This is a genomic window from Streptomyces sp. NPDC017993, from assembly GCF_044328065.1.
In the GTDB taxonomy this organism is placed as follows: Bacteria; Actinomycetota; Actinomycetes; order Streptomycetales; family Streptomycetaceae; genus Streptomyces.
The window spans coordinates 21,132-46,258 of sequence record NZ_JBIRGO010000035.1 but is presented as its reverse complement, the minus strand read 5'-3'; the positions used below and the strand labels follow the sequence as shown (position 1 = coordinate 46,258).

Below are 25,127 nucleotides of genomic sequence, written 5' to 3'. Positions count from 1 at the left end.
CAAGCCCTCTTCATCTGCCGGAACTGCGGGGTCGTTGCCCACGCTGACCGGAATGCTTCCCGCAACATCGCGCGCAAGGGCGAGGCTGCGTGGACGGCGGGGCGTGAGTCACGCGTCCCTGCCACCCCATAGGGGTGTCCGGACGGAGGAGGCCCCGTCACCGCCAGTGGCGCCCTACCTCCAAGCCCAGTCCTTTAGGGCCGGGTCAAGTTGACAAGCCTTTCGTGCGTTGAGGGGCCAGCCCACTGGGGGTGCCCAGCTGGACCTCTTGCGGAGGCATCAAGGCAGTGGAGCCCAGGGGATTGAAGGGGTGTGAAGGGAGAGGGTCCTCAACGGCTCAGGTGCCGGAGTTGCCCGCAGTACCCAAGGCGCACAGCAAGGCGGCCACGGCCGGTTCGCTCAATGTCACGCCGGTTCCCAGTACAGCCTGCCGACTGAGCTCTCGGCAACCCCCAACGATCAGGCGACTCCCGGCGGTCCTGCATCGGAAGCAGGTACTGAGCGACGGCCCCGCCCAGGCCCATGAGCAGGCCGCGGTGACTCCCGGACTCATCGACATCGGTCACCGGCGCGGCCCGCGAAGTGGCTTCCACTGGGCGACCACCCCCGGCCGGCCAGGGCGCCGGCCGCCCGGATTGCGCTCAAGCAGCAGAGCTACCGCGTGTTCGGCTACGAACTCGTCGACATTCCTGCTGACTGCCTGGCTCGCCGTGACGCCACGGTCAGCTCAGCTATCGCGGGCGACCTCCTGACGACACGACACCCACAGTCGTGCCCTCACTGTCCGCGTCCCTCGCTGCTGGCGTGTCCGCCCGCCGGCACAGCTCGGGCACCTGCGCACCACTTGTGGCCTGGACTGCACAGGACCCCGGACGGCGGAGGCGCGCCGGGGGTCTGGTGTTCTGTGGTGTGTGCGGGCGGTTCAACGATCGGCCGCTGCTGGCTCTTTGCCCGTGGGATGCCGAGCTCCGGGAGCGTGGTGCACTGCGTTTCGGCGAACTCTCCCGGCCTGCGCTGAACAGCCCCGCCGGTTGGTCCGGCGGGGCTGCCAAGGTGTCAGATCATCAGCAGTAGCCGCGTGTGCGCTACCAGCTTCCGGTTGACGCTGGTGCTCTGCACAAAGATGGTGAAGTCGTCGTTGTGGTCGGGTTTGATGCGGACTTCCATGTCGGGCAGGCCGAGCAGGGCTCGGGCTTCCGGCCCGGTGTACACGCGGTCCGTCTTCTTTTCCAGTACCGCAATCTGCTTCCGTGCCTGGATCTTCTCCGACTTACTCAGCTGGTAGAACGCGCAACCGGTGCGGTAGGTGTGTCCGCATTCGGTGACCCAGTCCCGGATTGCCGCGTCGCGGGCCACCGGAATCAGCTGGTACGCGGAGGGCTTTACGGGGGTGAGTCCGGCTGCCTTTATGGTGTCCTTGTTGACGGAATCCGCACCGGTGGAGAACACCGCCTTCGACCCACGGATTCCCTGGGCGCGGCCCATCATAAAGTTTTCGGTTGCCTGCTGGATAACCTGCCCGGCCTCTTCCAGACCCTGGGTGCTGGTGGCGTCCCAGATGGCGATGTTGTCCTTCGGGAAACCGCACTGCATGGCCTCGCGCTTGCCCATCTGGTCCGGCACAAGGACGGCCAGCGTCCAGTTGTCCTCCTGCGTGCGGGTCATCTTGGCCACGGCCTGCACCAGTTCCCGCGTATCCCTGGCAGGAGCATCCGGGCAGCGATGACTTGCGTTCTCCTGGCCGTCGGTCAGTACGAACGTCAGGAAGCTGTGGTCTCCGTAGAGTTGAGCTGTCTGCGCCAGCTCGTTCTGCGACTTCAGCGTGGCCGCCAGAAGGGCCGTCATTCCACCGACCCGGTACAGCTGCTTCAAAGACGGCATCCGCAGCACGTCCTTGTCGTAGATGACGCACTCAACCTTGTCGGCGAAGACGTAGACCGTGACGCGGGTTTCCTGATCCAGTTCCTTCGATCGGCGGGCCAGATAGGCAATCTGCTGGTCGGCGACTTCGACGACCTTGCGGCTCAGGTGTGACATGGACGAACTGGCATCCAGCACAAGAGCAACGTGATTGATGTAGTTCTGGGTTCCGGACATTAGCGCTCCCCCTCTTTCCGACGCGATGCACTCATCGTCTCACCCACCACTGACAATCGATCTTGGAGCGGCGCGACTGGGCAGGGGACCGGCACGTAACCGGCGTCCGAGGCTGACGTGGCACCCGCCCGATTCAGCACGACAGAGCACACAGACGCGCCGCCCGGGGTGCGGCCCGTTCGCACCGCCCGCGGTGCGACCCGTTCGCGCGCCGCCGCCTCAAGGCTGCAACCCGCTTCACTCAGGCTTAGGCACGGGGACATGCCCGGCTGTCGTCCGGTCAGCGGCCAACGCCAGAGCCGCGGTTGGCGTCACGACGGCGCCTCGGTGTTGTTGTGTTCGCGTCCCTCCCCGAGGGCGAGCAGACGGAGAGGCTGTACCTGCTGGCGGGCCCAGGAGTGCTCCGCCCGAGTACGGCCGTCCGGACCAGCCAATCGCAGGCTCTCGTGGGCGTGCCTCTCCACAGGCGACCAACCCGGGGGACGGGCTCCGGGCCCGTCGCTGCCTCAGGTGTCAGGACTCCAGGTAGCGCAGCACGGCGAGCACCCGGCGGCTGTAGCCGGTGGTGTGTGACAGCTCCAGTTTCTCGAAGATCATGTTGAGGTTTTTCTCGACCGCACTCAGCGAAATGTGCAGCTTCTGTGCGATGGCTGCGTTGGTGTGGCCCTGCGCCAGCACCTCCAGGACGCTGCGCTCGCGTGGGGTGAGCCGCCCGAGGGGGTCGGTGTGTGTGGTGCGAATGACCAACTGCCGTACGATTTCCGGGTCGATGGCGGCGCCGCCTGCGTGGATGCGCTCCATCGAGTCGAGGAACTCCTCGACCTGCGCGACCCGGTCCTTGAGAAGGTAGCCGACCCGCTCGGCGTTCGATGTGAGCAGCTGCGCCGCGTAGTTGCGCTCCACGTGCTGGGAGAGCACGAGTACGCCGACTTCCGGCCAGCGCTTGCGGATCTCCACCGCGGCGCGCAGCCCCTCATCGCTGTGGGTCGGCGGCATCCGGATGTCGGTCACCACGATGTCCGGTGTCTGCGTCTCCACCTCCCGTAGCAGTGAGACTGCTTCGCCCACCGCGGCAAGGACTTCGTGCCCCTCCTCGATCAGGAGCCGGACAAGCCCTTCTCGCAGCAGGGTCGAGTCCTCGGCGAGAATTACGCGCACGGCAGCTCCGCGGTGATGGTGGTGGGGCCCCCTGGGGGGCTGTGGATGTCCAGTCTGCCGTCCAGCGCGGCTACCCGGCTGTGCAGTCCGGTCAGACCGCTGCCCGTCGGGTCGGCGCCGCCGATCCCGCTGTCGCGGACCAGCACCGCGAGATGCGTGTCATATCGCTGCACGCTGATGAAGATGTCCTGGGCCGTGGAATGCTTGGCCGCGTTGGTCACGGCCTCCGACACGACGAAGTAGGCGGCGGTCTCGGTGGGCGTCGGCAGCGTCCCAGGAACGTCGTACTCGATCCGTGTCGGGATGCTGCACCGCTCCGAGACTCCGCCGAGCGCCTCCTGGAGACCGAGGTTGTCGAGAGCCGATGGATAGATCCGCCAGGCCACTTCGCGCAGTTCGGTGAGGACTTCCTGGGACTCCTTGTGCGCCTGCTCCAGGAGAGCATCCGCCTGACCCGGCACCTTGCTGCGACGGGCTCGGCCGAGCAGCATGGCGAGTGCCACGAGACGCTGCTGGACACCGTCGTGCAGATCGCGCTCGACGCGGCGCCGCTCGACATCCACGGCCTGCACCACCGCGGCCCGGCTGGCGGCCAGTTCGTTGATGCGCCGTACGAGAACCTCGTGCTCGGAGGGCCCGAAGCACTCGCGGGCGAGGCGGGTGTCGAGAGCCGTCAGGGAGTAGAGACCCTGTACATCCAGGAAGAGCAGGACGCTGCCGAGCACCAGTTGGGTCAGCAGTTCCTGCCAAGTCAGCGTGGACCGGAAGATGCCCGCGGTGAGCAGGCCGGCCAGCATGACGCCGAAGACGAGCAGTCCGACCACGATGCTGCACAGCAGGCCGCTGTACGTACGGGCCGCGAGGTAGCTCAGGACTGCACGGTCGGAGCTGTGGTGGTCGGGGAACGTGTCGTAGAAGAAGGCCGAGCGGCGGGAGCGATCCAGCAAGGTGAGTCTGCGGGCCCCCGCGGAGAGCACGGTGTAGGCCCGGCCGCGGGTGTGCGGCCACAGAAGGAATGCGCCGAGCACGGCCCCGGCCAGGATGAAGTACAGCAGGCCGAGCAGTGCGGTGAAGCACCCGAGCAGGACGCCGATGGCGCTGAGGAGGCGGGGCGCCGACTTGGCCGCGGTGGCGGGGGCTTTACCGCCCTTACCGCCCTCCTGCCGTGGCTCGTGCGTCAGTGGTGGACGGTCGGTCTCTATGCCTGCCCGGTCTCCTCTCACGCTGGTTGACATTAGGGGTGCGCCATCCTTGCGGCAAGATCGTTCAGCCGGGGTGGGCCAGGGGTGGGCGGGGTGCACGTCACCGTTCATCGACGTGGATCAGGATGTGCGACGGTGCTGGGACCGGGGCTGCTTCCTGGCCCGAAGGCGCACGAGTACGTAGGCGGCGATGGCCAAGACGACCAGGACGAGGACAGCCTTGGAAAGGAATCCGACGTAGGTCCCCACCACGTCCCACTGGTCGCCCAGCCAATAGCCCGCCATCACGAGGACCACGTTCCAGACCAGGCTGCCGAGAGTGGTCAGGGCCAGGAAGACCGGCAGTGGCATACGTTCCACGCCGGCCGGGACCGAGATGAGGCTGCGGAAGATAGGCACCATGCGGCCCAGAAGCACCGCCTTCGTGCCGTGCTTGGCGAACCACTGCTCGGTGCGCTCCAGGTCGGAGGCCTTGACCAGCGGTAGCTTGGTCCAGATCGCATGCATGCGCTCACGGCCGAAGAGCGCCCCGATCCAGTACAGGATGGCGGCGCCGACCACGGAACCGAGTGTCGTCCAGAACAGCGCGGACGCCAGGCTGATCACACCCTGCCCGGCGGCGAAGCCGGCAAGGGGCAGAATCACCTCACTGGGCAAGGGCGGGAAGAGGTTCTCCAGGGCGATGGCGAGGCCGGCTCCCGGAGCGCCCATCGCGTCCACGAGGTCGGCCGCCCAGCCGGCGATGCCGCTCGCGGGCTCCTGGGGAAGTGCGAAGGTCACGAAATCCATGCCGTTCTCCAAGCTGCTGAGAGGCGGCTGCTGAGGTACAGGCGCCGCGATTCACGAGCAACGCTAGAAAGCACGGGCCAGCGGCGGTATGCGGATTACCGTCGCGCAAGGTGGGGTTTTCCGCATGGTGCCGCGGGCATCGCCGTCGCGGCCTCGTCGGCGGCGTCCTTGGGCCCGCGCGGTGTGGGCGGGGATCGCCCTCGGGGTATCTGGCGCGCCTTGAGTCAGCCGCCGCGGGAGAAGCCCGGAGTTGCTGCCATCGGGGCCGGGGAACCCGCGGCGCCTCTTGGGCGTGCACCCCCACTCGCGGCTGCTCAAGTCACGGGAAGTGCGGTGCGCTTGAGGCTCGGCCCGTTCATTCTTCTGCCCGCCCCCGATTTGCCCCGGGGGCGGGCAGATCTGTGGTTTCCCACAGGTGGAGTGTGCGGATATCCGCATTCTGCGCTTGGGCGCTTATCTCTAGCTTTCGGGTATGAGATCACTTCCCAGTAAATCGCCCACGGGGCAAGCCAGAGCACGTGCCGGCAGGGCCCGTTGGCGCCGCAGCGTCGGCCGGCGCAGAGCGGTCGTGGTTGCGTCGGCCGCGTTCGCGACGCTCCTCACGTTCCCGTCCCTGCCCGCCGCAGGGGAGGGAGCCGGGCGGGGGCACGCCCGTGGTGAGCTGACGTCTGTGACACCTCTCGGCGAGCGGGATTACCAACGCATCGTCAAGGAAGCACAGAAGTCGGGCTATCCAACCGACACCGCCCGGTACGGTGTCGCCGCGTACCGCCTCACCTACCGCACTGTCGCCCCGGACGGGAGACCGACCACCGCGTCAGGTCTCCTCGCGCTGCCACGCGGCGGAGGGCACCTGCTCCCCACCGTCGTCCACGGTCACGGCACGTTGGCCTACCGGGGCTACGCGGCGTCCGTCGCGGACGGCCCCGACCGCACCGTCTCCCTCCTCTACGCCTCTGCCGGACGCGCGGCCGTCTCTCCCGACTACCTCGGCCTCGGTACGGGCCCGGGCACTCACCCCTACCTCGACAACCGTTCCGCGGCCGCCGCCTCCCTCGACATGCTCCGCGCCGCTCGCACGGCAGCACCGAAGCTCGGTCGGTCGCTCGACGGGCGGGTCTATGCCACGGGCTTCTCGCAAGGTGGGCAGGTAGCCATGGCGCTCGGCCGCACTCTGAACTCCGGGGCAGACCCGCGCTTCCAACTGCGGGGGGTGGCGGCGGTCGGTGGCGCGTACGACCTCGAGAGCAGCCAGCTACCCGGCCTTTTCAACGGACGGGTCGGCCCAGGATCGGCCGTCTTCTACACCGCCTACTTCCTTGCCGCACAGAACCGCCTGCACCACCTCTACTCCGACCCGCGTGAGGTCTTTCGCGCCCCGTACGCCGATCAGGTGGAAGAGCTCTTCGACAGCAACCATCCCGCGGAGCAGATCGCGGGAAAGCTGCCGGAAACCTTGCCGGAACTGCTCTCCGACCGGTGGTACGCGAAGCTGCGGAACCCGAGCGGCAGACTCCTGGCGGTGTTGCGCAGCAATGACTTCACCTGCGACTGGAAGCCGAACGTTCCCGTCAGGCTCTACAGCGCCACCGGTGATCACGACGTGCCCATAGCCAACAGCCACCACTGTGCGCAGCGGGTGTCGGCGCACGGTGGCAGGGCCCGGGTCGTCGACGAGGGCGCCGTCAGCCATTACGCAGCGTTCCAGCGGTCCCTTCCGGAGATAGCGCGCTCCTTCCCCACCTCCCCATGAGCCCGCCCAGCGGCCGGCCAAAGGTGTCGTGGTCCGCTTTTCCGCGTAGTGGCGGTGCATTCGGCCTGGGGGTACGCAGGTTGACCGGTTGCCGGGGCGGATGTGTGGAGCGGTGTAGGTGGATGGCGGGACGGGATTGAGAGGTGCTGCGGGAACGCTTCCGTGTCTGCGGCGGTGGAGCCGCCTCGCCGGAGGTGGCTCCACCGCGCAGACGGGCGGGCATTTACTCGTGGGCGCTGGTCACACCGCCGGTGCTGAGCGCGATGTATATCCCGTTGGCGTCGAGCCCGACGTCGGGCTGGTTCGTCTCCCGCGTGACCAAAACGAACCGCGGCTGACCGTCTTGGCGCGGTAGTGCGGGGCGGGCTGCCCGACCGAAGGCCGGACACCAAGCCTGGCGAAAGCGTGAGGCTGGTGCCGGATCAGGCAACGTTTGCCCTGCCGGCGGTTTGTCGTAACCGTTGGGCGGGACTGCCGAGGCGAGAGGGTTGTCGGTGTCCAGCGGACGCCAAAAGGCAAAGGCAGGAAGATCTCTCTCCCTGCCACTACCAAGGTATAGCGCACTGGGGGGCTTGCGGCAAGGCCCGGGTGGTGGCGCAAAATCGTCGGCCGAGGCCACAACCTGCGGAAATGGGGAACGAAGTGCGTGTGTCGTCGACGTATGGGGGGCGCGGTGACGTCGAACCGTTGGTGGGAATGGCAGTGCGGTCGCGAGCGCTCGGGGCGGTGGCGCGGGGGACCGCGCCGCCCGACTGGGTGGCGCGGTCGGCCGTCTGGTCAGAGCTAGGGCAGCCCGAGACGCGGACGTGCCTGGCAAGAAATTCGGCAGAGCTGGTGGCGCCGGTGATTCGATCGGCTAGTTCAGTGCAATGGGACACGACTGCCTCGGAGGCATCGCGATGATCGAGCAGTACGTGTGGAATCTTCAAGAGGTTGACGAGACGCAGGTCGCGGTCGTCGGCGGCAAGGGCGCGCATCTGGGCGGGCTGTCGCGGATCGAGGGCATCCGCGTGCCGGCCGGCTTCTGCGTGACGACGGACGCCTTCCGGCGGATCATGGCGGAAGCGCCGTCGATCGACGATCGGCTCGATCAGCTGTCGCGCCTGAACCCGGACGACCGGGAGGCGATCCGCACGCTCAGCGCGCAGATTCGTCGCGCCATCGAAGGGATTGCCATCCCGGGCGATCTCGCGGCGGCGATCACCCGCGCGCTCGCCCAGCTCGGCGAGCAGGCCGCCTGCGCCGTCCGATCCAGCGCGACGGCAGAGGACCTGCCCACGGCCTCCTTCGCCGGCCAGCAGGACACGTACCTGAACGTCGTGGGGCCGACGGCGATCCTCCAGCACGTCAGCCGGTGCTGGGCCTCGCTGTTCACCGAGCGGGCCGTGACCTACCGCCAGCGGAACGGCATCGATCACCGTACGGTCCACATGGCCGTGGTCGTGCAGCAGATGGCCTTCCCGGATGCGGCAGGCATCCTGTTCACGGCCGACCCCGTCACGGGCAGCCGGAAGGTCGCCACCGTGGACGCCGGCTTCGGCCTCGGCGAGGCCCTGGTCTCCGGCCTGGTGAACCCGGACGTCTTCAAGGTGCGCGACGGCGAAGTCGTCGCCAAGGGGATCGCCGCCAAACAGCGTGCCGTTCACGCCCTGCCGGCCGGCGGTACGCAGGAAGTGGCGATCGACTCGCAGCGGCAGGAGGAGCCGGCGCTGACGGATGCGCAGGTCGTGCGGCTCGTGCAGCTCGGACGGCGGATCGAAGCGCACTTCGGCCGCCCTCAGGACATCGAATGGTGCCTGGTCGACGATGGCTTCCAGATCGTTCAGAGCCGGCCGATCACGACGCTGTTCCCCATCCCCGAGGCCGGCGACCAGGAGAATCACGTCTATGTCTCCGTCGGTCATCAGCAGATGATGACCGACCCCATGAAGCCCCTGGGGTTCTCCATGTGGCAGCTGACGGCTATGGTGCCGATGCACGAGGCCGCCGGGAGGCTGTTCGTCGACGTCACCCGACGCCTGGCCTCGCCCGCGAGCCGCGCCGGCCTCCTGGACCTCATGGGGAGAGGCGATCCGCTGGTCAGGGATGCTCTGGAGACCGTCCTCGACCATGACGATTTCGTCCCGTCACTCCCGGACGCGGGTCCCGGCGGGCCGCCGGCCGGCGGCCCGCCCGCCCCGATCGAGACAGATCCGGCCATCGTCACCGAGCTGATCGAACGCAGCCAGGCGTCCATCGCCGCCCTGGAGCGCGACATCCGGACGAAGAGCGGACCAGCACTGTTCGACTTCCTGCTGGAGGCCATCGCGGAGCACAAGCGAGTGCTCAGCGATCCGCTGAGCATGCAGGCGATCATGGCGGGGATGGAGGCCACGTGGTGGCTCAACGACAAGCTGCAGGAGTGGCTGGGCGAGAAGAACGCGGCTGACACGCTCACGCTGTCCGCCCCCGACAACGTCACGTCGGAGATGGGACTGGCGCTGCTCGACGTCGCGGACGTGATCCGCCCGCATTCGGAGGTGGTGGCGTTCCTGCAGGGCGTCGAGGACGAGGGGTTCCTGGACGAGCTGGCGAAGCTCGCGGGCGGGACCGAAGCGCGCGACGCCATCGAGGCCTACCTCGACCGGTACGGCATGCGCTGCGTCGGCGAGATCGACATCACGAGGCCACGTTGGCGCGAGCGCCCCACCACGCTCGTGCCCGTGATCCTCGACAACGTCAGGATCTTCGAACCGGGCGCCGCCGAGCGGCGCTTCGAGGAAGGCCGGCAGAAGGCGCAGCAAAAGGAACAGGACGTGCTGTCACGCTTGCGGGCCCTACCGGACGGGGACCGGAAAGCCGACGAGGCCAAGCGGATGATCGACCGGGTCAGAACCTTCATCGGGTACCGGGAGTACCCGAAATACGGCATCGTCAGCCGCTACTTCGTCTACAAGCAGGCCCTGCTGGAGGAGGCCGAGCGCCTCGTGCAGGCCGACGTGCTTCCTGAGAAGGAGGACATCTTCTACCTCACGTTCCAGGAGTTCCACGACGTCGTGCGCTCGAACGAGGTGGATGACCAGCTCATCCAGCAGCGCAAGGACGCGTTCCGGTCGTACCACGCGCTCACACCGCCCCGGGTGCTCACCTCGGATGGCGAGGCCGTCACCGGGGCGTACCGACGCGACGATGCGCCGGCCGGCGCCCTGATCGGCCTACCGGTTTCCGCCGGGACCATCGAGGGACGGGCCCGCGTCATCCTCGACATGGCGGAAGCCGATCTCGAAGCGGGCGACATCCTGGTCACGACCTTCACGGACCCCAGCTGGTCGCCGCTGTTCGTCGGAATCGCGGGCCTGGTGACGGAGGTGGGCGGCCTGATGACCCATGGCGCAGTGATCGCCCGGGAGTACGGCTTGCCGGCAGTCGTGGGCGTGGAGCAGGCCACCCGGCTGATCCGGGACGGGCAGCGGATCCGCGTGCACGGAACCGACGGGTACATCGAGATCCTGCCCTGACCGACCACACCGAGAAGCCCCTTGCGTAGCCTCCGACCGAACAACGCCAAGCAGTTGACGACCACCCCACGACCGCCGCCCGCAACGCGCACACGCGGACACCACCCGTAACTGTTCTTCACCTGGGAAGTGCCTCTTCCGCTGCCACGTACAGGACTCTCAGCACGTCCTATCGTTGCAGCGCAGAGGCACTTTCTGTGCTCTCGATCACCTTCCGGACAGCGTCCCTCGTGAAAGCCCGAGGCTAGCGGGCCTGCCGGCACCGGCCGTGGCCAGGGAGCCGGCGTGGGTATGCGCCGGCTTCCTCGCCCTCGGCGCAGCAGCGTCTGAGGCGGACTGCGCGGTCCGGCCTCTGCCTGTCCAGCAGAGTGCGGGTAGCCAGGGGGCTGGTCAGTGCCGAGGGCGCTGGTGAAGGATGCCACGCGGAAGTGGGCGGCGCCGCTGAAAGTTGCCCGGCCGAACGCAGCGGTGTCGGTGAAGGTTGTCCCGTCGCGCAACTACTGACAGCCACCCGGCGATCGGCTGGGTGTCCGGTGTCGCTTTGCCGGGCGGGGGCCGCGCCCGCCTTCCGGCCACCGTCGCGGAGTGACCGCCGCCGAGGGCCGATGGCGTGAACCGACCCTCATCACACGTCACTTGAGCAACACCCGTTGTTCGCCGCCTCCTCAGCCCATACATTGAGCCGCGCCAAAATCTGGCTCAACTCACCGCCGTCGCGGTGAGCTTCGGGAGGACCCCCACATGCGTAGACGCACCTCCATATCCGGCCGCCGCACTGCAGCGGCCATCGGGACGACCCTCGCGGCGGTCGTCGCCGCGACAGCCGCAGCGACCACGGCCCAGGGTGCGGCCCCGGCGCCGACCCCCCAACCCTCTGAGGCCCAGCAGAGGGTCGAGTACTTCACCGGTCCGGACGGCCACCCCCGGCACGCCACCGTTCCGGCCCCGAAGCCGCTGTCACCGGCCGACAAGGCGTCCATCGCCGGCGACGGGGACGTCACCCCGATCGTGCAGAGCGGTCCCGTCGACAGCAAGCTGGACGTCGTCTTCCTCGGCGACGGTTACACCGAGGCGCAGCAGGAGGACTTCCACGCCGATATCCGCGCCAAGTGGGCCAAGATGACCGAGGTCGAGCCGTACGCCTCGTACACCGGCCTGTTCAACGTCTGGGCGGTTGACGCCGTCTCCCGTGACTCCGGCGTCTCCGGCGACCCGACCCAGGACGTGACCCGCGACACCGCCCTCGGCTCGGCGTTCTTCTGCGACGGTACCGAGCGGCTGCTCTGCGTCGACACCAACAAGGTCGAGTCGTACGCGGCCAAGGCCCCCGCCGCCGACCTCGTCGTCGTGCTGTCCAACTCCACCAAGTACGGCGGGGCGGGCTACAACGACGTCTCGTCGCAGGTCGGTTACGACGGCATCGCGACCGCCTCGTCCGACAACGCCCAGTCCGACCAGATCGCGGTGCACGAGACGGGCCACTCGCTCGGCAAGCTCGCCGACGAATACGACTACGGGCAGCCGGGGACGTACTCCGGCCCCGAGCCCGCCGAGGTCAACCTCTCCACCCTCTCCGCCGCAGAGATGACCGGCCGGCAGCAGAAGTGGTACCGCTGGATCGGGCAGGAGTCGCCGGACGGCGGTACGGTCGGGGCCTACGAGGGCGGCGGCTACTACCAGTTCGGGCTCAACCGCCCCACCGAGAACTCGATCATGCGCACGCTCGGCCGCGAGTTCAACCTCCCCGGCCGCGAGGCCATGATCGCCGGCTTCTACCGCCACGCGAGCGTGCTGACCAGCCGGGTCGGCACCGCGCACACCCTGTCCCGCGACGACCGGATCCGCGTCACCCCGGCCACCCGCGCACGGGTGACGTGGTATGTCGACGGCCATGAGGTCGCCGCCGCCCGCGGCCGGACCACGGTCGAGCCCGGATCCCTCGGCGTCCCCGCCGACGGCCGCACCCACACCGTCACCGCCAAGGCCGCCGACCCCACGCGCATGGTCCGCACCCCGGCCCTGCGCAAGCACCTGTCTGCAGCGCTGACCTGGCACGTCACGGGCTGATCGCAGACCGTCGGTACGGGTGGGGCCCCGACCCTGGGGCCCCGCCCGTACGGCTCCACCCCCATGTGATGGCAAATATGATCCGCCGGTGCCCGCACCGACATCCGACGAGCAGCGGATCCAGGCCGCCCCCTGAAGGCTCATCCTCCGCGGCATCGGCAAAGCTCTCCTGGAGCCTCTTCCGGGCCGGTGAGTTCGGACTGCCGCGCGGGCGCCGCGGGTGCAGAGGAGCGCACACCGTCTCCTTGCTCACGCCGCGCGCGGAGCCGGCGACGAGGGCGACCTTTCCGCGAACTCGGCGGCTTCGGTTGACGGAGCTGCAGATGTAGAAGATGCCCCTGCAAGGTCCCATGTGTCCTGACAAGGATGCTCAGAGGATCTTGCTCTCGTAGGCCCCCGGTGCGCCCGGGGGTTTCTGCGTTCTAGGGACTCCGTACCGGCCCTGGCCCGGACGACGCGCATGCCCCGCCAGGAAACTTTCGCCTGGCCCGTCGCCGGACGAGCCCGCGGGGTCGTTCAGGGCCTGCGGCCGTGGAAGGTACGGCGCAGGTCGCTCACCCAGGCGTCGGGGTTCTCCCAGGGGATGAAGTGGCCGCCGTGATCGTGGGCGTTGACGTTGACGTGGTGGAACCAATCGGCCTGCGGGCCGGTCTTGAACGCCCGGACGCGCTCGTTGGCCGTGCGGATGCCGGGCGGGTTCTCGTACGTGACGAAGGTGAGGCCGACGGGGGCCTGCACGACCGGGGTGCGGTCGTGGGCGGGGGCCCAGGGGTAGCGGTTGGCGTTGGCGTAGTAGCGCATCGACGTGGCGATGGAGTTGTTCACCCAGTAGATCGTGGCGTGGGTGAGCAGGTCGTCCTTGGTGAAGACGGACTCCACGTCACCGCCGTTGTCGCTCCAGGCGTTCCAGCGCTCCAGCAGCCAGGCGAGCAGTCCGGCGGGCGAGTCGCTCAGCCCGTGGGCCAGGGTGGCGCCGTCGAGCATGTGCACGGCGAGGTGGGACGCCGCGCGGTGGTCCAGCTCGATGATGCGGGCGCGGACGTCGGCGGGCTGGTCGTCGGTGAGGGGCCGATTCCGGGCGAAGTCCCAGGCGCGGGGGCCGGTGAAGAAGTCGAGCGGCAGCCCGGAGCCGATGTGGATGCCGTAGAGCTCGTCGGCGTACTTGTGGCCGAGCTGGCTGGAGACGATCCCGCCGATGTCGCAGCCGCCCGCGGCGTATTTCTCGTATCCCAGGGTCTCGGTCATCAGGGTGTGCCAGAGGTCGGAGACCTTCCAGAAGTTGACGTCCGAAAAGCCGGTGAGCGGGCCGGGGAAACCGAAGCCGGGCAGGGACGGCACGATGACCTCGAACGCGTCGGCGGGGTCACCGCCGAACGCGGCCGGGTCGGCGAGCGGGTCGATCACCTTCGACCAGTGCCAGAACGTCCACGGCCAGCCGTGGGTGAGGATCAACGGGATCGGGCGAGGGCCGTTGCCGGGCTTGCGCATGAAGTGCACCGGGACGCCGGCGACGCTCACCTGGTAGTGCTCGTAGACGTTGATGGCGGCCTCGGCCCTGCGCCAGTCGTAGCCGTCCCGCCAGTAGGCGACCAGTTCACGGAGATAGCTGTCCGGGACGCCGTAGGACCAGTCCCCGTTCCCCTCGTCCAGCGGCGGACGGGTCGATGTGAGACGGGCGCGCAGGTCATCGAGGACCTCGTCGGACACATGGATCGGGGTGGGCTCCAGGGGGAAGGCGTGCGGGGTGGCCATGGCGTGGTTCCTTACTGGGGGGGGGTGGGACCGGCATATCAGCGAAACGTGCCACATGCCAGCGGCCAAGCAGGTCACAGGCGCGAAGAGGCGCGGTAGGCGGGTGGCGAGGACGTCGGCCGACTCGAAGAGACGACCAGGGCGCGTCGTTCGGATCATGGTGTCCCGGCCCTCTGGACGGCAGCGTCTACACGAGCGGCAGGGCGCTCTCCTCCTGCTCGTCGGACGCTCGTGCGAATCCGTCTGTCAGCCTTCCCGGATGAAGCCCTCCCGCACCAGCCAGTCCTTCGCCACCTCGTGCGGGTCCTCCCCGTCCACGTCCACTCGCGCGTTCAGCCGCTGGGCCTCCGCCCCCGTCAGCCGCTTGGTGATCGGGGTGAGGAGGTCGGCGATGGCGGGGTACTTCCTCATTGTGGCGCTGTTCATCTCGGGTGCCGCGTTGTAGTTGGGGAAGAAGTGCCGGTCGTCCTCCAGCACCTTCAGCTTGAGTTCGGGAATGCGGCCGTCGGTGGTGGCCGCCACGCCGAGGGCGCAGGCCGCGCCCTCGGCGACCTGGGTGTAGACGACGCCGTCGTCCATCTTTTTGAAGTTCCCGCGTCGGAGGGCGAATCCGTACGTCTTCGCCACGCCCGGCAGGCCGTCCTCGCGCAGCGAGAACTCGCTTCCGCCGCAGATCGTCGCCGCGCCCGGGTCTTTCTTCGTCAGACGTGCCACGTCGGAGAGTGTGCGCAGCCGGTACTTCTGCGCATTCGCCTGGTTCGCGACCAGCGCGTAGGTGTTGTTGAGTGGGGAGGCGGGCAGCCAGGTGATGCCGTTGCGGCGGTCTGCCTCGCGTACGGCCTCCCACTGCTCGTACGGGTCGACGACCGGCTTGGTGTGACCGAGGTAGGTGATCCAGGCCGTGCCGGTGTACTCGTACATCCCGTCCGCCGCACCGGACTTGACCGCCTCGCGGGCACCGATCGAGCCCTGGATGTTCGTCCGGTCCAGGACTTCCGCGCCGGCCGCTTTGAAGGCCAGCCCCATGATCTGGCCCAGGATGATCTGCTCGGTGAACTCCTTTGACGTCACGGTCAGTTGGGCGCCCTCCAGCGGTCGCCCCTTGCCGATGGAGCCGGGCTGCACCGAGTCGGCCAGCGGGCTGCCGCTGGTCAGTCCGCAGCCGCTCAGCCCTGCGGCGGCGAGCAGCAGGGCGCCCGCGCCCGCGACGGCCTTCCGTATCTGGGCCAGGCGCATCAGTCCACCTCCAGGCCGCGTGGGCGTAGCAGCAAATCGACGAGCGTCCCCAGCCAGTCCGTGATCAGCGCCATGGCGACCGTCAGTACGGAGCCGAGCACCAGCACCGGCATGCGCTGGTTGGTGATGCCGGAGGGGACCAGGTCCCCGAGTCCTCCTCCTACGCCGAAGGCGGCCGGCGTCGCGGTGCCGACGTGCAGCACGAGCGCGGTCCCTACGCCCGCCAGGATCAGCCGGACGGCCAGGGGCAGTTCGACCCGGAACAGCATCAGCGGCGACATCCCGATGCCGCGCGCCGTCTCCACGAGTGCCGGGTCGGTGACCCTCGGGCCGGCCACGGTGTTGCTCATCTCCTCGACCCGGTCCCGCACCTTCGCGCGGGGCCGGCCGGCCATCTTCGGTACGAGCCCGATGTTCTCGGTGACGGTCATGTGCGGGAAGAGACCCGTGGACTGGATGGCGTAGCCGATGGTGCGGCGAGGCGCCACGAGGTTGATGCCGGTGACGTCCTCGCCGGCGATGGTGATCTGCCCCGAGGTCGGCTCGATCAGCCGGTTGATCATCTTGAGGGTGGTGCTCTTGCCGCAGCCCGAGGGCCCTACGAGAGTCACGGATTCGCCGGTCGCTTCGTCCCGGGTCACGTCCTCCACGGCCGGGGCCTGGATGTCCGGATAGCGCTTGGTGAGGTTGTCCAGCCGGATACTCGCGCCGGCGGCGGCCGGCCGGTCGGGCCCGGCGGATCGGGCGGATCCACCGGGGCCCGCGGCGCCGGACATCGGGGAGGTCGGTTCGACGATTTCGGCAGAGTCAGCCACGGATCCCCCGTGAGATGGTGAGCCGTCCGATCAGCACGTACCCGGCGTCGAACGGCAGGGCTGGGACGACGATTCCGAGCGTCCCCGACAGTACTTCGTTGAGCGTTTCCGCACTGCCCAGTCTGGAGATCCCACGCAGTTTCGTTTGGATCACTGAGCGGACCGGAGGAAGATGCCTGCGATGTGGAGTCCGGCCAGGTAGATGGTCGCGGTCTTCTCGTAGCGGGTGGCGATTCCTCGCCACTGCTTGAGGCGGTTGATGCACCGCTCGACGGTGTCGCGCTGGTTGTAGGTCTCACGGTTGAAAGCCGGCGGCCTGCCGCCCTGGCTGCCACGTCGCAGTCGGTGCCCGCGCTGGTCGGGCCGGAATCGGGATCACCGTCCGGATACCGCGTTTGCGCAGGTGGTCGCGGATGGCGCGGGAGAGTACGCCTTGTCCGCCAGGACCACGCCGGCTGGCTCCGCGGTCCTCCAGCGGCGGCCGGGAACGCGCAAGTGGGCCATCACGTCCGTGAAAGCGGGTGCGTCACCAGCCTGTCCGGCGGTGGGAACGAACGCGAGGGGCCGGCAGCGGGCATCTGCGGCGAGATGAATCTTCGTGCTCAGCCCGCCGCGGGACCGGCCGATGGCATGGCCGGCCGGTGCTCCGGCCGGGACCCTTTTGCGGGCCCCAGCCGCGTGCTGGTGAGCCCGCACGATCGTGTCGGCGTCCGCTCCGGACGCAACGGCTCGATTCGCGTCCCTTGCGCATCTGTTAACGGCACACCCGGACCAACGACCAGCTGATCCAAACGAAGCTGCCTAAGGGTTGTCCCGTAACTGCTGGTCGTCACTGATGGCGCTTCATGAAAACGGCCACCCCCTGCTTGGACTGGCCTCGGAGTTGCTCGCCCTGATGCCCCACATGGACGAGGGCTGTGAGACGTTGCGGCGGCCGTGGATTTCACCACGTGGCGGGGGCCTGCACGCGAAATCCTCTGGTCCGTAGGCTCCTTGGGGTGATCGGATAGGCGCATGAGTCTTCCTCGTAATGGAATGTCCGAGGTTGTCGTGCCAGTCCTCGTCCGTGACCTGACGCCCACTGATCTGCCGGCCTGTACGTGGTCCGGCTCGACCGTCCATCTGATGCAGGTGGAACGGGAGTTGGTGCGCGCGGCAGCGGGAGATGTGGATTATCTGGCGGTGTGCACCCCGGCCGATGTTCCGGTGGCGATCGGAGGCGTCGACTACCAGGTCGCGGTCGGCGTAGGCACACTCTGGCAGCTCGGGGTACTCCCGGCCCTGCAGTCGTGTGGTCTGGGCACCATGCTCATCCGGGCCGCGGAGGACCGCATCAGGTCACGCGGCCTGCACAGGGCCGAGCTCGCGGTGGAGGAGAGCAATCCACGGGCCCGGGCCCTGTACGAGCGACTGGGCTACCTGGCCCACGGTCGCCGACCGGATGCTTGGGACGTCCAGGCGCCGGACGGCTCGCTGCTCCGGTACGAGACCATGTGCACGCTGATGCACAAGGACTTGTCGTAGGGGGCCGCGTGGCGATGGAAGTGTGGGCACCGATCTTTTCACTCGCAGGCGTCGCCCTCGGCGGCGGCCTGACGGCGCTCTCCCAGCGCGCCACTCAGCGCTCCGCCGAACGGCTGGAGGAACGCCGCCAGGCAGCGGCCACCAGCGAGGCGCGCCGAGCAGAGCAGATGCAGGCGATCAAGGACTTCATCGCCTGCGCCCAGGATGCCGAACGGGCGGCCTACAGCCGTCCCGAGGCTTGGGGCGATGACGAAGACTGGAACAGTGCCGCTTCGGACGCCATGACCAGGCTCTGGATCGCTGAAAGGCACCTCGTGCTGCTCAGCGACGCGGATCTGCACGCCCCTGTGCACACATACGGTCGGGCACTCAACCAGGCGGTGTGGCGCGAGATCGGCGACGTCGAGGTCAACGAGCACCTCGAGGAACACAAGATCGCCTTGATGGCCGCAGCACGCGCGAGCCTCGCCTCCCCTTGAGTCCAAGCAACCTAGGTGGGACCCCTCCGTTCAGGAGCCGCCAAGACGAACGGCCTCCGACGTCCGTCTCGAAACCCTGAGCAGTTGGGGAACGAAGAACACTGGCCGGATTCACAGGTTTCCATCATCACTGGAGAGCGACGCGCAGGTCCCGGATGTACCAGTGGAACCGTGTGCCGTCCTTGCTGTGCAGCTGCTTGCCGGGGGTGAATCCTGCCCGCCGCGCGACGGCGGCGGATGCGGGATTCTCGGGCTCCACCTGGATCACCGCCTCCTCCCCACCCTCACTGGCCGCGTACTGGGATGCCAGGAGGACCGCGCGGGTAGCCAGGCCACGTCCCCTCCAGGACGGGTAGAGGCCGTAGGCGACATTCACCTGGCCGGGAGCCAAGCCCTCTCCTGCGAACCGCAAGTCGATCGTCCCCGCGAGCGTCTCGTCGGCGCCTACCCGGATGCCGAAAGCGCGGAGCGGCCCGGCAGCGTCCCACTGTTCCCAGCAGTGCTGGAAGTACGCTTCAACGCCCTCGCGCGTCCCGGGGCCGCCGTTGAGCCAGCGAACCAGCAGCTCATCCTCCCCCGTGAGATGCGCCTCCACATCGTCCAGGCACAGCGGCGACAGAGTGATGATCCCGTCGGACACCTTCACTTCATGCATCCGCCGATTCTTGACGCCGAAGCTGCGTCGAACCAGCGGAATTCCGCGAGACGTCGCCCAGAGCTACCCCACCACAGGGGATGATCTTGGTGTGGTTGGTGTGATCACGGCGGCGGAGCCGTCTTGGATAGCCGTGTTCACCGGGCTGAGTCCGCGCTGCTTCGGCAAGTTGCTGACCGCATTGCGGCGCGAAGGCGCGGATGCGGTCCGCGGGGGGCGACCGTGGAGCCTGCCGTTTGACGGCGGCGTCCTTGCCCAGCACGCGGGCACGCGCGTGGCCGAGGGCGTCACCGAGGGGCCGATCGGTCAGAACAGCATCGCCGGGAACGGCCACCGGTGCGGCCGGCACGGCAGCCAGAGGACCTGGGGGCCGACGGCGAGGAGCAGGTCCCGGCGGAGCCAGTCGGCGGACAGGTCTGCGGGCAGGGCGTGGTCCGTTGCCCCGTCGGCTGCCATGCTCTGAGCGGACAGGGCCGCGGGCCCGTCCAGCAGCTCCACTCTCGCGGGATCACCGCGGTGGTCGCGGATTTCGACGAAGCCGGGCCCCTTGCGCCAGATGCACATGCCCGGCAGGTGAGCTGCCCGCCAGGCCCGCAGCGCGTACCCGGCACCCTCCTCCGGATCTCCCGGCAGGCGCAGGTGTCGGGGCGGCGTCAGATGGCCGAGACGCCTCCAGTCGTCGGCTGTCCTCAGTCGTACGGACCAGTCGACGGGGATGCCCATGCCGGTCAGTTCGCGTACCACGGCGAGGCGGCGAAGAGCGGTGGCCGGTGCTGATGCGCCGGTCAGGTCGACGGTTTCGTGCAGGGTCGCGTGCCTGGCGCCTGCCCGGAAGCGGTCGAGGGCCCAGCCGTCCAGAGCCCCGTCGGGCAGCGGCGTACGCCATGTCGTCTCGACGCCCGCGCCCGGTGGCCGAGGGCGGTAGTCACAGGACCAGGTGAGGTATCCGGCCGAGGTCTCCTTCATTGTGCGCACTCCTCGCCGCGGGGCGGCCGCAGCCTGGTGTCGCCCGGCTTCCGTACCGGCAGGCGGAGCAGTTCGGCGTTGGTGGCGCGCGGTACGACATGCACGACCTGGCCGTCCTCGCGGAACAGCAGGCCCAGTTCGCACCAGTGGTCGAGGAGCTCGTCCACCCGGGGCTGCTCGGCTCCCAGGCGCCGGGCCAGTCCCTTCGGCGTACGAGGGTTGTCCAGCAACCGGAACGCGGCCACTTCGGCGGGATCGTTCAGCCGGAGGGACGACCAGCCGAAGTGCGGTCGGGTGTTGACCAGTTCGATCGCCTCGCCGTGGTCGCGCCGGGTGAGGCGGGCTGTTGGGTGGGCCTCCTGCCAGGTGCGCAGACCGTCATCGAGCCGGGTGGCGGCATCGGGGCCGATTCCTCGGTCAGGCGTCTCGAACAGGTAGGCCAGATCGTGGAGTTCCGCTTCCGGTAGATCGTAGGCGAGCGCGTACCTGGGGTCGGGGCGCAGCTCGGGAAAGCCCAGGTCGGGCCGATCGAAGTAGGGGCTGAAGCGCTCGACGCGGAGGCGTCCGGCGTGCCGTGCGGGCTGGAGGTGGTGCAGTACGGGGAACTGGTCGATCACGCGGTCGTAGTGCTCCGGCTTCTCGCCCGGGAATCCGTACAGGTAGTTCCACGAGACCGTCAGTCCCGCCTCCTCCGCATCTCGCAGGAAGCGCACATTGAGGCAGCCGGTGACCCCCTTGTCCATGATCGAGAGCACTCGGCTGCTCAGGTTCTCGATGCCGGGCTGGACGTGCACCATGCCGGCGGCCGACAGGCGCCTGAGGGCGTCGAGGCGGAGGTTGGACTTGATCTCCACGAACATCCGCAGGTCGTGGCCGGCCTCCGCGAGCAGGGGCAGGGCGGTGTTGAGATGGGCGGTGCCGAGGATGTTGTCGACGACCCAGAAGTCGAGCGTCCGGTGGCGTTCGGCGAGCCGGATCACCTCGCGGGCGAACGCCTCGGGCGGTTTGGCCCGGAACTCCATGGTGGATCCGTTGAGTCCGCAGAAGGTGCAGTGGTGCTTCTCTCCCCACCAGCAGCCCCGCGACCCTTCCACCACCAGCGTGGGCGCGACCTGTTGGGCCACCGGCGAGCGGGCGAACCGCTCGAAGTAGTCGTCATAGCTGGGGTCGGCGATGTCCGCCGGGGACAGCGGCCCGGTCGACTGCGTCTGGACGACGCTCCGGCCGTCGGCCGAGCGGTGGCAGACGCCCGGCAGGTCGGACAGGTCGGGTGTATCGGGCCGGTCGGGTGGCGCACCGTGTCGTGCCGGGCTGTCCGGGCTGTCCGGCCAGTCCGGACGCAGCCGTTCCAGCAGGCGCGGGAAGACCCGGTCGCCCTCGCCGCGCACCACGACGTCCACCCAGGGGAAGTTGCGGTGCAGCGCGGCGCCTTGCTCTCCCTCGCAGTTGGCGCCGCCGAATACGGTCACCACATGCGGCAGGTCCCGCTTGAGACGACGGGCCACGGCCAGTGCCGCGGTGTTCTGCTGGAACGTCGAGGTGAAGCCCACCACGTCGGGCTGCCACCGCTGGATCCGGCGGGTCGTCAGCTCGACGAAGTCCGGTGCGGCACGGTGCAGCCGGCGGGCGAGCCGGTCGGTCCGGGCGGGCAGGTCGAACTGTTCGGCATACCGGTCGATGTGCCAGTCCGGGTCGTTGTAGAGCGCGGAGGAGAAGATCCAGTCCCCGAGGCCCTCCTCATAGGTCCGCAGGGCGAAGAAGGAGTAGTCGTCGAGGGTGAAGTCGCTGTCCGCCATGGCATGGTCGAGGTAGTCCAGATTGGCGTACAGGGTCGCGACCTCGGCGTCCGGAGCGGCGGTCCGGACCGCGGAGGCCAGGATGCCCAGGGCAAGCGAGGGCACCTCGACCAGCGCCCATGGCATGTTGACCAGCAGGACGCGCATGGCTCTCCTTTCGGGGATTCAGCGGTGACCGGTCACGGTGCGCAGGGCGTGCCGCAGGCCCGCGGTGGTGAGTCGGGAGCGCCAGGACGCGAGAGGTTCCCAGCGCATGCCACAGAGCCGTGGATCGTGGTACGGCACCCATCCGGTGCCGTGGCGCGGGTAGCGCGGAGGCCTCAGGCACAGCCGCTTGGTGAGCACGATGCGGGTCGCATCGGTGTCGTTCGGCTGTGAGGCGTGCAGATGGTCGCCGGCGAACAGCAGGACGTCCTGGGCGTCCATCGCCACGTCCACGGGGTCGCCGACGTCCTGACCGGGCAACAGGTCCCAGCCGTCGTGGCGCAGCGGGCGGCGGTATGCGTCCGGGTGGAACAGCAGTCCGTTGCCCCGTTCCACACGGGTCAGGGCGATCCACAGGTTGATGGAGTTGACGGGTGTGTTGAACCACGAATCGACATGGGCGTCGCGCGGGGTGAGGAATCCGGCGAGGCCGTCCGGTGCGCCGCCGGGGGCGATGGAGGAGCGCGGCGGCATGATGCGCACCCCGAGGTGGTCGCTCAGGTATATCCGCCCGGACTGCGGCGTCAGCGCGGTCGTGAAGTCCCGCAACACGGTGCGGGCGAGGGGGCGGATCCGGGTCTCCAGGTCGGTGCGGATGCGGGCGGTGAGCGCGGTGTCCGCGTGGCGGTGCAGCTCTTCGAGCGGGCGGTCCGCCGCCGTACCGTGCGGCAGATGCTCGTCGAGGGCCGCGCGAACCTGCCGTTGCAGCGGCTCCCATGCGCCGAGGTGCGCCATCCCGCCTTTGAGCAGCACCAGATGGCCGTCGAGTACGGCGCGCAGTGGGACCGGGAGGGTGCCCGCCCGCGCCGCGATCCGGTGCTCCCGCGGGTCGTCGGCCGTGCGCCCGGAAGGCTCGACGACATGCAGGTCGGCGGCGCGCGGCGGGGGTGTGGCCGGGTGCTGCTCCGTAGGCTCGGACCGGTTCACCACGGCTCGCCTCCGGTGGGTGCCATCCGGTGATGATGGTCGGGCGACGCATGCTCTGCGGCCATCTCCGCCAGGCCCTTGTGCAGGCCGACCGAGGGCCTGAAGCCGAACGCCGCCCGTGCCCGCCGGATGTCGGCGCCGGTGTGCCGGGCGTCCCCTGCCGAGGCGGGATGGCGGGTCAGCAGCACCGGGCCGACGAGGCGCTCGACGACGGCGACCGCCTGTTGCATGGAGACCGGGTCGGCGCCGCCCAGGTTCGCGACCCCGGTGAAGGAGCTGCGGGCTGCCGCCCGCATCGCGGACACCACGTCGGTGACGTAGGTGAAGTCGCGGCTCTGGCCGCCGTCGCCGTACAAGGGGAACGCCGGCCCTCCGCTCGCGGCGGCGAGCAGCCGGGCGAAGGCCATGTCGGGCCGCTGCCGGGGCCCGTAGACGGTGAACAGCCGCAGCGCGACGGTGGGCAGCCCATGTGCCGTGCGGTACAGCTCGCACAGCTGCTCCCCGGCGAGTTTGGTGACGCCGTACGGCGATACCGGCCGCGGGTACGCGGACTCCGGCGTGGGGCGACGGAGTGCTTCGCCGTAGACGGAGGAGCTGGAGGCGTAGACGAACTTGGCGGGCGGATGGGCGCGGGCAGCCTCCAGCAGCCGCTGCGTGGCCAGCACATTGCGGTCGGTGTAGAGCGCGAAGTCCTCGCCCCAGGAGAGCCGGACCCCGGGCTGGCCGGCCAGGTGGTAGACCGCGTCGGCACCGGCGAGGAGGGCGACCGCATCGGTGCGCAGCAGGTCGGCATGACGGAAGGTGAAGTGTGGACTGCTCAGCGCGGTACGCAGGTTGCGGCGTTTGACTGCGGGGTCGTAGGTGTCGGTCAGGCAGTCGACGCCGACGACCTCGTCCCCGGCGGCCAGCAGGTGTTCGCACAGGTGGGACCCGATGAAACCGGCCGCGCCGGTGACCACGGCGCGCATCAGCGGCTCGCCCGGTCGGTCGCCGCAGGCCCCGCGGGGCGGGGCCGCTCGGTGACCGGGGTCAGGACCCGGTCGGCGCGTCTCCGCCAGGTGTACTCGGTGAGTAACTGGTCGCGGGCCGCATCACCCAGGCGGGCCCGCAGTTCGGGCTCGGCGGCCAGGCGGCGGACGGCGCGTTCCCAGGCGTCGAGGTCGGCCGGCGGCACCAGCAGGCAGTTGACGCCGTCGGCCATGACCTCCCTGAGGACGGGCAGGTCCGAGGCGACCACTGCCAGTCCGTGCGACATGTACTCGAACAGCTTCATCGGCGAGACCCAGCGGCTGATGTCGCCGGCACCTCCCGCGCAGGCCACCCGCTGCTGATACGGGGCGAGGACGAGGTCGAAGGCCCGGTAGTAAGGGTGGAGGGAGCCGGGCGGCTGATGGCCGTGGAAGTGCAGATGGGGGCGGTCCGCGCGCTTCTTCCAATGCGCCAGATCGGATGCGGTCCCGCCGACGACGTGGAAGTCGGCCTCCGGAACGCGGTCGGCGAGACCGAGGATGACCTCGATACCGCGACCCGGGTAGAGATGCCCGACGTAGCCCACCTTGAGGGCGCCCGGCCTCCCGGGCAACTGGGCGACCGGGCCCGGCGGGGGAGGATCGGCGCAGTCGTGGGCGGTGATCATCGCCGGCCCGTCGGCGCCGTCGAGCCGGGGGAACGCACCCGCGTAGTCGTCGGCGAGCGCCTGCGAGACGAACACCACGCCGCGCACCGACCGGCTGCCCAGCAGCACCCGTTCGATCGCACGCATCATCCGGCTGTCCCACAGCAGATGGGTCTCGTAGATCCGGGGCGCCAGGCCGCGGGCGGCGACCAGCGCGTGCGGATCGCGCCCGTACAGGAGGTCGGGGATGCCGTCGCGGCGGATCGCGCGGCGTATCCGCCAGGCACGCAGCCAGCTGCCGAGCAGCACGGGCGCGCGCACCGGGAAGGTCCGCACGGGGAAGCGGTTGCGCGTCCCGTAGTAGGCGTGCACGTCCTCGGAGGACATCTCGCCGCGCAAGGCGTAGAGGCGGACGTCGTGGCCGGCGTCGGTCAGCGCGTCGCACATGCGCATGACGTGGACTCCGTTGGCGTAGACCGAGGGGATGCTGCCGGAGTGCAGATAGGCGATGCGCATGCGGCGGTCCTCCGTACGACGGGGTGACGGCGGGGTGACGGCGGGGAGGCGGGTGGGGGAGGAGGAGGGCGTCGAGAGG

General features: G+C 69.1%; 19 protein-coding genes and 3 pseudogenes. 7 read left to right on the top strand and 15 right to left on the bottom strand.

What is annotated here, in order from left to right; all coding sequences use genetic code 11:
- Nucleotides 1–12: 12 nt before the first annotated feature.
- Entirely contained in the window at nt 13–132 is a 120-nt protein-coding gene (locus ACH4FH_RS36740; RefSeq protein WP_398560321.1) for a zinc ribbon domain-containing protein, read from the top strand.
- A gap of 924 nt (nt 133–1,056) precedes the next feature.
- Here ACH4FH_RS36740 and ACH4FH_RS36735 read toward each other — a convergent pair.
- The 4 genes from ACH4FH_RS36735 to ACH4FH_RS36720 form a co-directional block, all read right to left on the bottom strand.
- Nucleotides 1,057–2,097, bottom strand: a complete 1,041-nt coding sequence (locus tag ACH4FH_RS36735; protein ID WP_398560318.1) for a vWA domain-containing protein — start codon at nt 2,095–2,097, stop codon at nt 1,057–1,059.
- Nucleotides 2,098–2,610: 513 nt separating this feature from the next.
- A complete protein-coding gene (locus tag ACH4FH_RS36730) occupies nt 2,611–3,255 on the bottom strand; it encodes a response regulator (protein WP_398560317.1) in 645 nt (214 codons plus the stop codon).
- A complete protein-coding gene (locus ACH4FH_RS36725) occupies nt 3,246–4,478 on the bottom strand; it encodes a sensor histidine kinase (RefSeq protein WP_398560316.1) in 1,233 nt (410 codons plus the stop codon). The genes ACH4FH_RS36730 and ACH4FH_RS36725 overlap by 10 nt, the downstream gene beginning before the upstream one ends.
- A gap of 99 nt (nt 4,479–4,577) precedes the next feature.
- A complete protein-coding gene (locus tag ACH4FH_RS36720; protein ID WP_398560315.1) occupies nt 4,578–5,246 on the bottom strand; it encodes a DedA family protein in 669 nt (222 codons plus the stop codon).
- A 670-nt stretch (nt 5,247–5,916) separates the two neighbouring features.
- Here ACH4FH_RS36720 and ACH4FH_RS36715 point away from each other — a divergent pair.
- The 3 genes from ACH4FH_RS36715 to ACH4FH_RS36705 all read left to right on the top strand — a co-directional run bounded on the left by ACH4FH_RS36715 (nt 5,917) and on the right by ACH4FH_RS36705 (nt 12,563).
- Complete coding sequence (locus ACH4FH_RS36715; protein ID WP_398560314.1) at nt 5,917–6,999, top strand: alpha/beta hydrolase; 1,083 nt, start codon at nt 5,917–5,919, stop codon at nt 6,997–6,999.
- 899 nt (nt 7,000–7,898) lie between these two features.
- Nucleotides 7,899–10,496 carry a rifamycin-inactivating phosphotransferase gene (rph, locus tag ACH4FH_RS36710; protein WP_398560320.1) on the top strand — a complete coding sequence of 866 codons (2,598 nt, stop codon included), beginning with the start codon at nt 7,899–7,901 and terminating at the stop codon, nt 10,494–10,496.
- Between the two features lie 741 nt (nt 10,497–11,237).
- On the top strand, nt 11,238–12,563 hold the full coding sequence (locus ACH4FH_RS36705; RefSeq protein WP_398560313.1) for a M64 family metallopeptidase: 1,326 nt from the start codon (nt 11,238–11,240) through the stop codon (nt 12,561–12,563).
- A 516-nt stretch (nt 12,564–13,079) separates the two neighbouring features.
- Here the strand turns inward: ACH4FH_RS36705 and ACH4FH_RS36700 are convergent.
- From ACH4FH_RS36700 to ACH4FH_RS36680, 5 genes and pseudogenes are all read right to left on the bottom strand, one after another.
- The gene (locus ACH4FH_RS36700; RefSeq protein WP_398560312.1) at nt 13,080–14,315 is read right to left on the bottom strand and encodes an epoxide hydrolase family protein; all 1,236 of its coding nucleotides are present in this window, start codon (nt 14,313–14,315) and stop codon (nt 13,080–13,082) included.
- 246 nt (nt 14,316–14,561) lie between these two features.
- Nucleotides 14,562–15,551: a glycine betaine ABC transporter substrate-binding protein gene (locus ACH4FH_RS36695; protein WP_398560311.1), complete on the bottom strand. Its 990-nt coding sequence runs from the start codon at nt 15,549–15,551 to the stop codon at nt 14,562–14,564.
- On the bottom strand, nt 15,551–16,366 hold the full coding sequence (locus ACH4FH_RS36690) for an ATP-binding cassette domain-containing protein (RefSeq protein WP_398560310.1): 816 nt from the start codon (nt 16,364–16,366) through the stop codon (nt 15,551–15,553). The genes ACH4FH_RS36695 and ACH4FH_RS36690 overlap by 1 nt, the downstream gene beginning before the upstream one ends.
- Nucleotides 16,359–16,502, bottom strand: a pseudogene (locus tag ACH4FH_RS36685) (ABC transporter permease); the annotation flags it as partial. The gene ACH4FH_RS36690 and the pseudogene ACH4FH_RS36685, both read right to left, overlap by 8 nt.
- A 14-nt stretch (nt 16,503–16,516) precedes the next feature.
- Nucleotides 16,517–17,068: pseudogene (locus ACH4FH_RS36680) on the bottom strand (IS5 family transposase); the annotation flags it as partial.
- 333 nt (nt 17,069–17,401) lie between these two features.
- Here ACH4FH_RS36680 and ACH4FH_RS36675 point away from each other — a divergent pair.
- A complete protein-coding gene (locus ACH4FH_RS36675) occupies nt 17,402–17,890 on the top strand; it encodes a GNAT family N-acetyltransferase (RefSeq protein ID WP_398560309.1) in 489 nt (162 codons plus the stop codon).
- 8 nt (nt 17,891–17,898) lie between these two features.
- Complete coding sequence (locus ACH4FH_RS36670) at nt 17,899–18,369, top strand: hypothetical protein (RefSeq protein WP_398560308.1); 471 nt, start codon at nt 17,899–17,901, stop codon at nt 18,367–18,369.
- 127 nt (nt 18,370–18,496) lie between these two features.
- Here the strand turns inward: ACH4FH_RS36670 and ACH4FH_RS36665 are convergent, their stop codons facing one another.
- Nucleotides 18,497–19,024 carry a GNAT family N-acetyltransferase gene (locus tag ACH4FH_RS36665; RefSeq protein ID WP_398560307.1) on the bottom strand — a complete coding sequence of 176 codons (528 nt, stop codon included), beginning with the start codon at nt 19,022–19,024 and terminating at the stop codon, nt 18,497–18,499.
- A gap of 91 nt (nt 19,025–19,115) precedes the next feature.
- On the opposite strand from ACH4FH_RS36665, the pseudogene ACH4FH_RS36660 reads away from it, so the two are divergent.
- Nucleotides 19,116–19,277, top strand: a pseudogene (locus ACH4FH_RS36660) (IS5/IS1182 family transposase); the annotation flags it as partial.
- 53 nt (nt 19,278–19,330) lie between these two features.
- Here ACH4FH_RS36660 and ACH4FH_RS36655 read toward each other — a convergent pair.
- Genes ACH4FH_RS36655 through ACH4FH_RS36635 form a run of 5 tightly spaced genes read right to left on the bottom strand, consistent with a single transcriptional unit; the run spans nt 19,331 to nt 25,048 of the window.
- Entirely contained in the window at nt 19,331–19,990 is a 660-nt protein-coding gene (locus tag ACH4FH_RS36655) for a DUF5825 family protein (protein ID WP_398560306.1), read from the bottom strand.
- The gene (locus ACH4FH_RS36650; RefSeq protein WP_398560305.1) at nt 19,987–21,933 is read right to left on the bottom strand and encodes a RiPP maturation radical SAM C-methyltransferase; all 1,947 of its coding nucleotides are present in this window, start codon (nt 21,931–21,933) and stop codon (nt 19,987–19,989) included. The genes ACH4FH_RS36655 and ACH4FH_RS36650 overlap by 4 nt, the downstream gene beginning before the upstream one ends.
- A gap of 18 nt (nt 21,934–21,951) precedes the next feature.
- Nucleotides 21,952–22,917 carry a phytanoyl-CoA dioxygenase family protein gene (locus tag ACH4FH_RS36645; protein ID WP_398560304.1) on the bottom strand — a complete coding sequence of 322 codons (966 nt, stop codon included), beginning with the start codon at nt 22,915–22,917 and terminating at the stop codon, nt 21,952–21,954.
- Nucleotides 22,914–23,885 carry an NAD-dependent epimerase/dehydratase family protein gene (locus ACH4FH_RS36640; RefSeq protein ID WP_398560303.1) on the bottom strand — a complete coding sequence of 324 codons (972 nt, stop codon included), beginning with the start codon at nt 23,883–23,885 and terminating at the stop codon, nt 22,914–22,916. Before ACH4FH_RS36640 ends, ACH4FH_RS36645 begins: the two co-directional genes overlap by 4 nt.
- The gene (locus tag ACH4FH_RS36635) at nt 23,885–25,048 is read right to left on the bottom strand and encodes a glycosyltransferase family 4 protein (protein WP_398560302.1); all 1,164 of its coding nucleotides are present in this window, start codon (nt 25,046–25,048) and stop codon (nt 23,885–23,887) included. Before ACH4FH_RS36635 ends, ACH4FH_RS36640 begins: the two co-directional genes overlap by 1 nt.
- Nucleotides 25,049–25,127 lie beyond the last annotated feature (79 nt).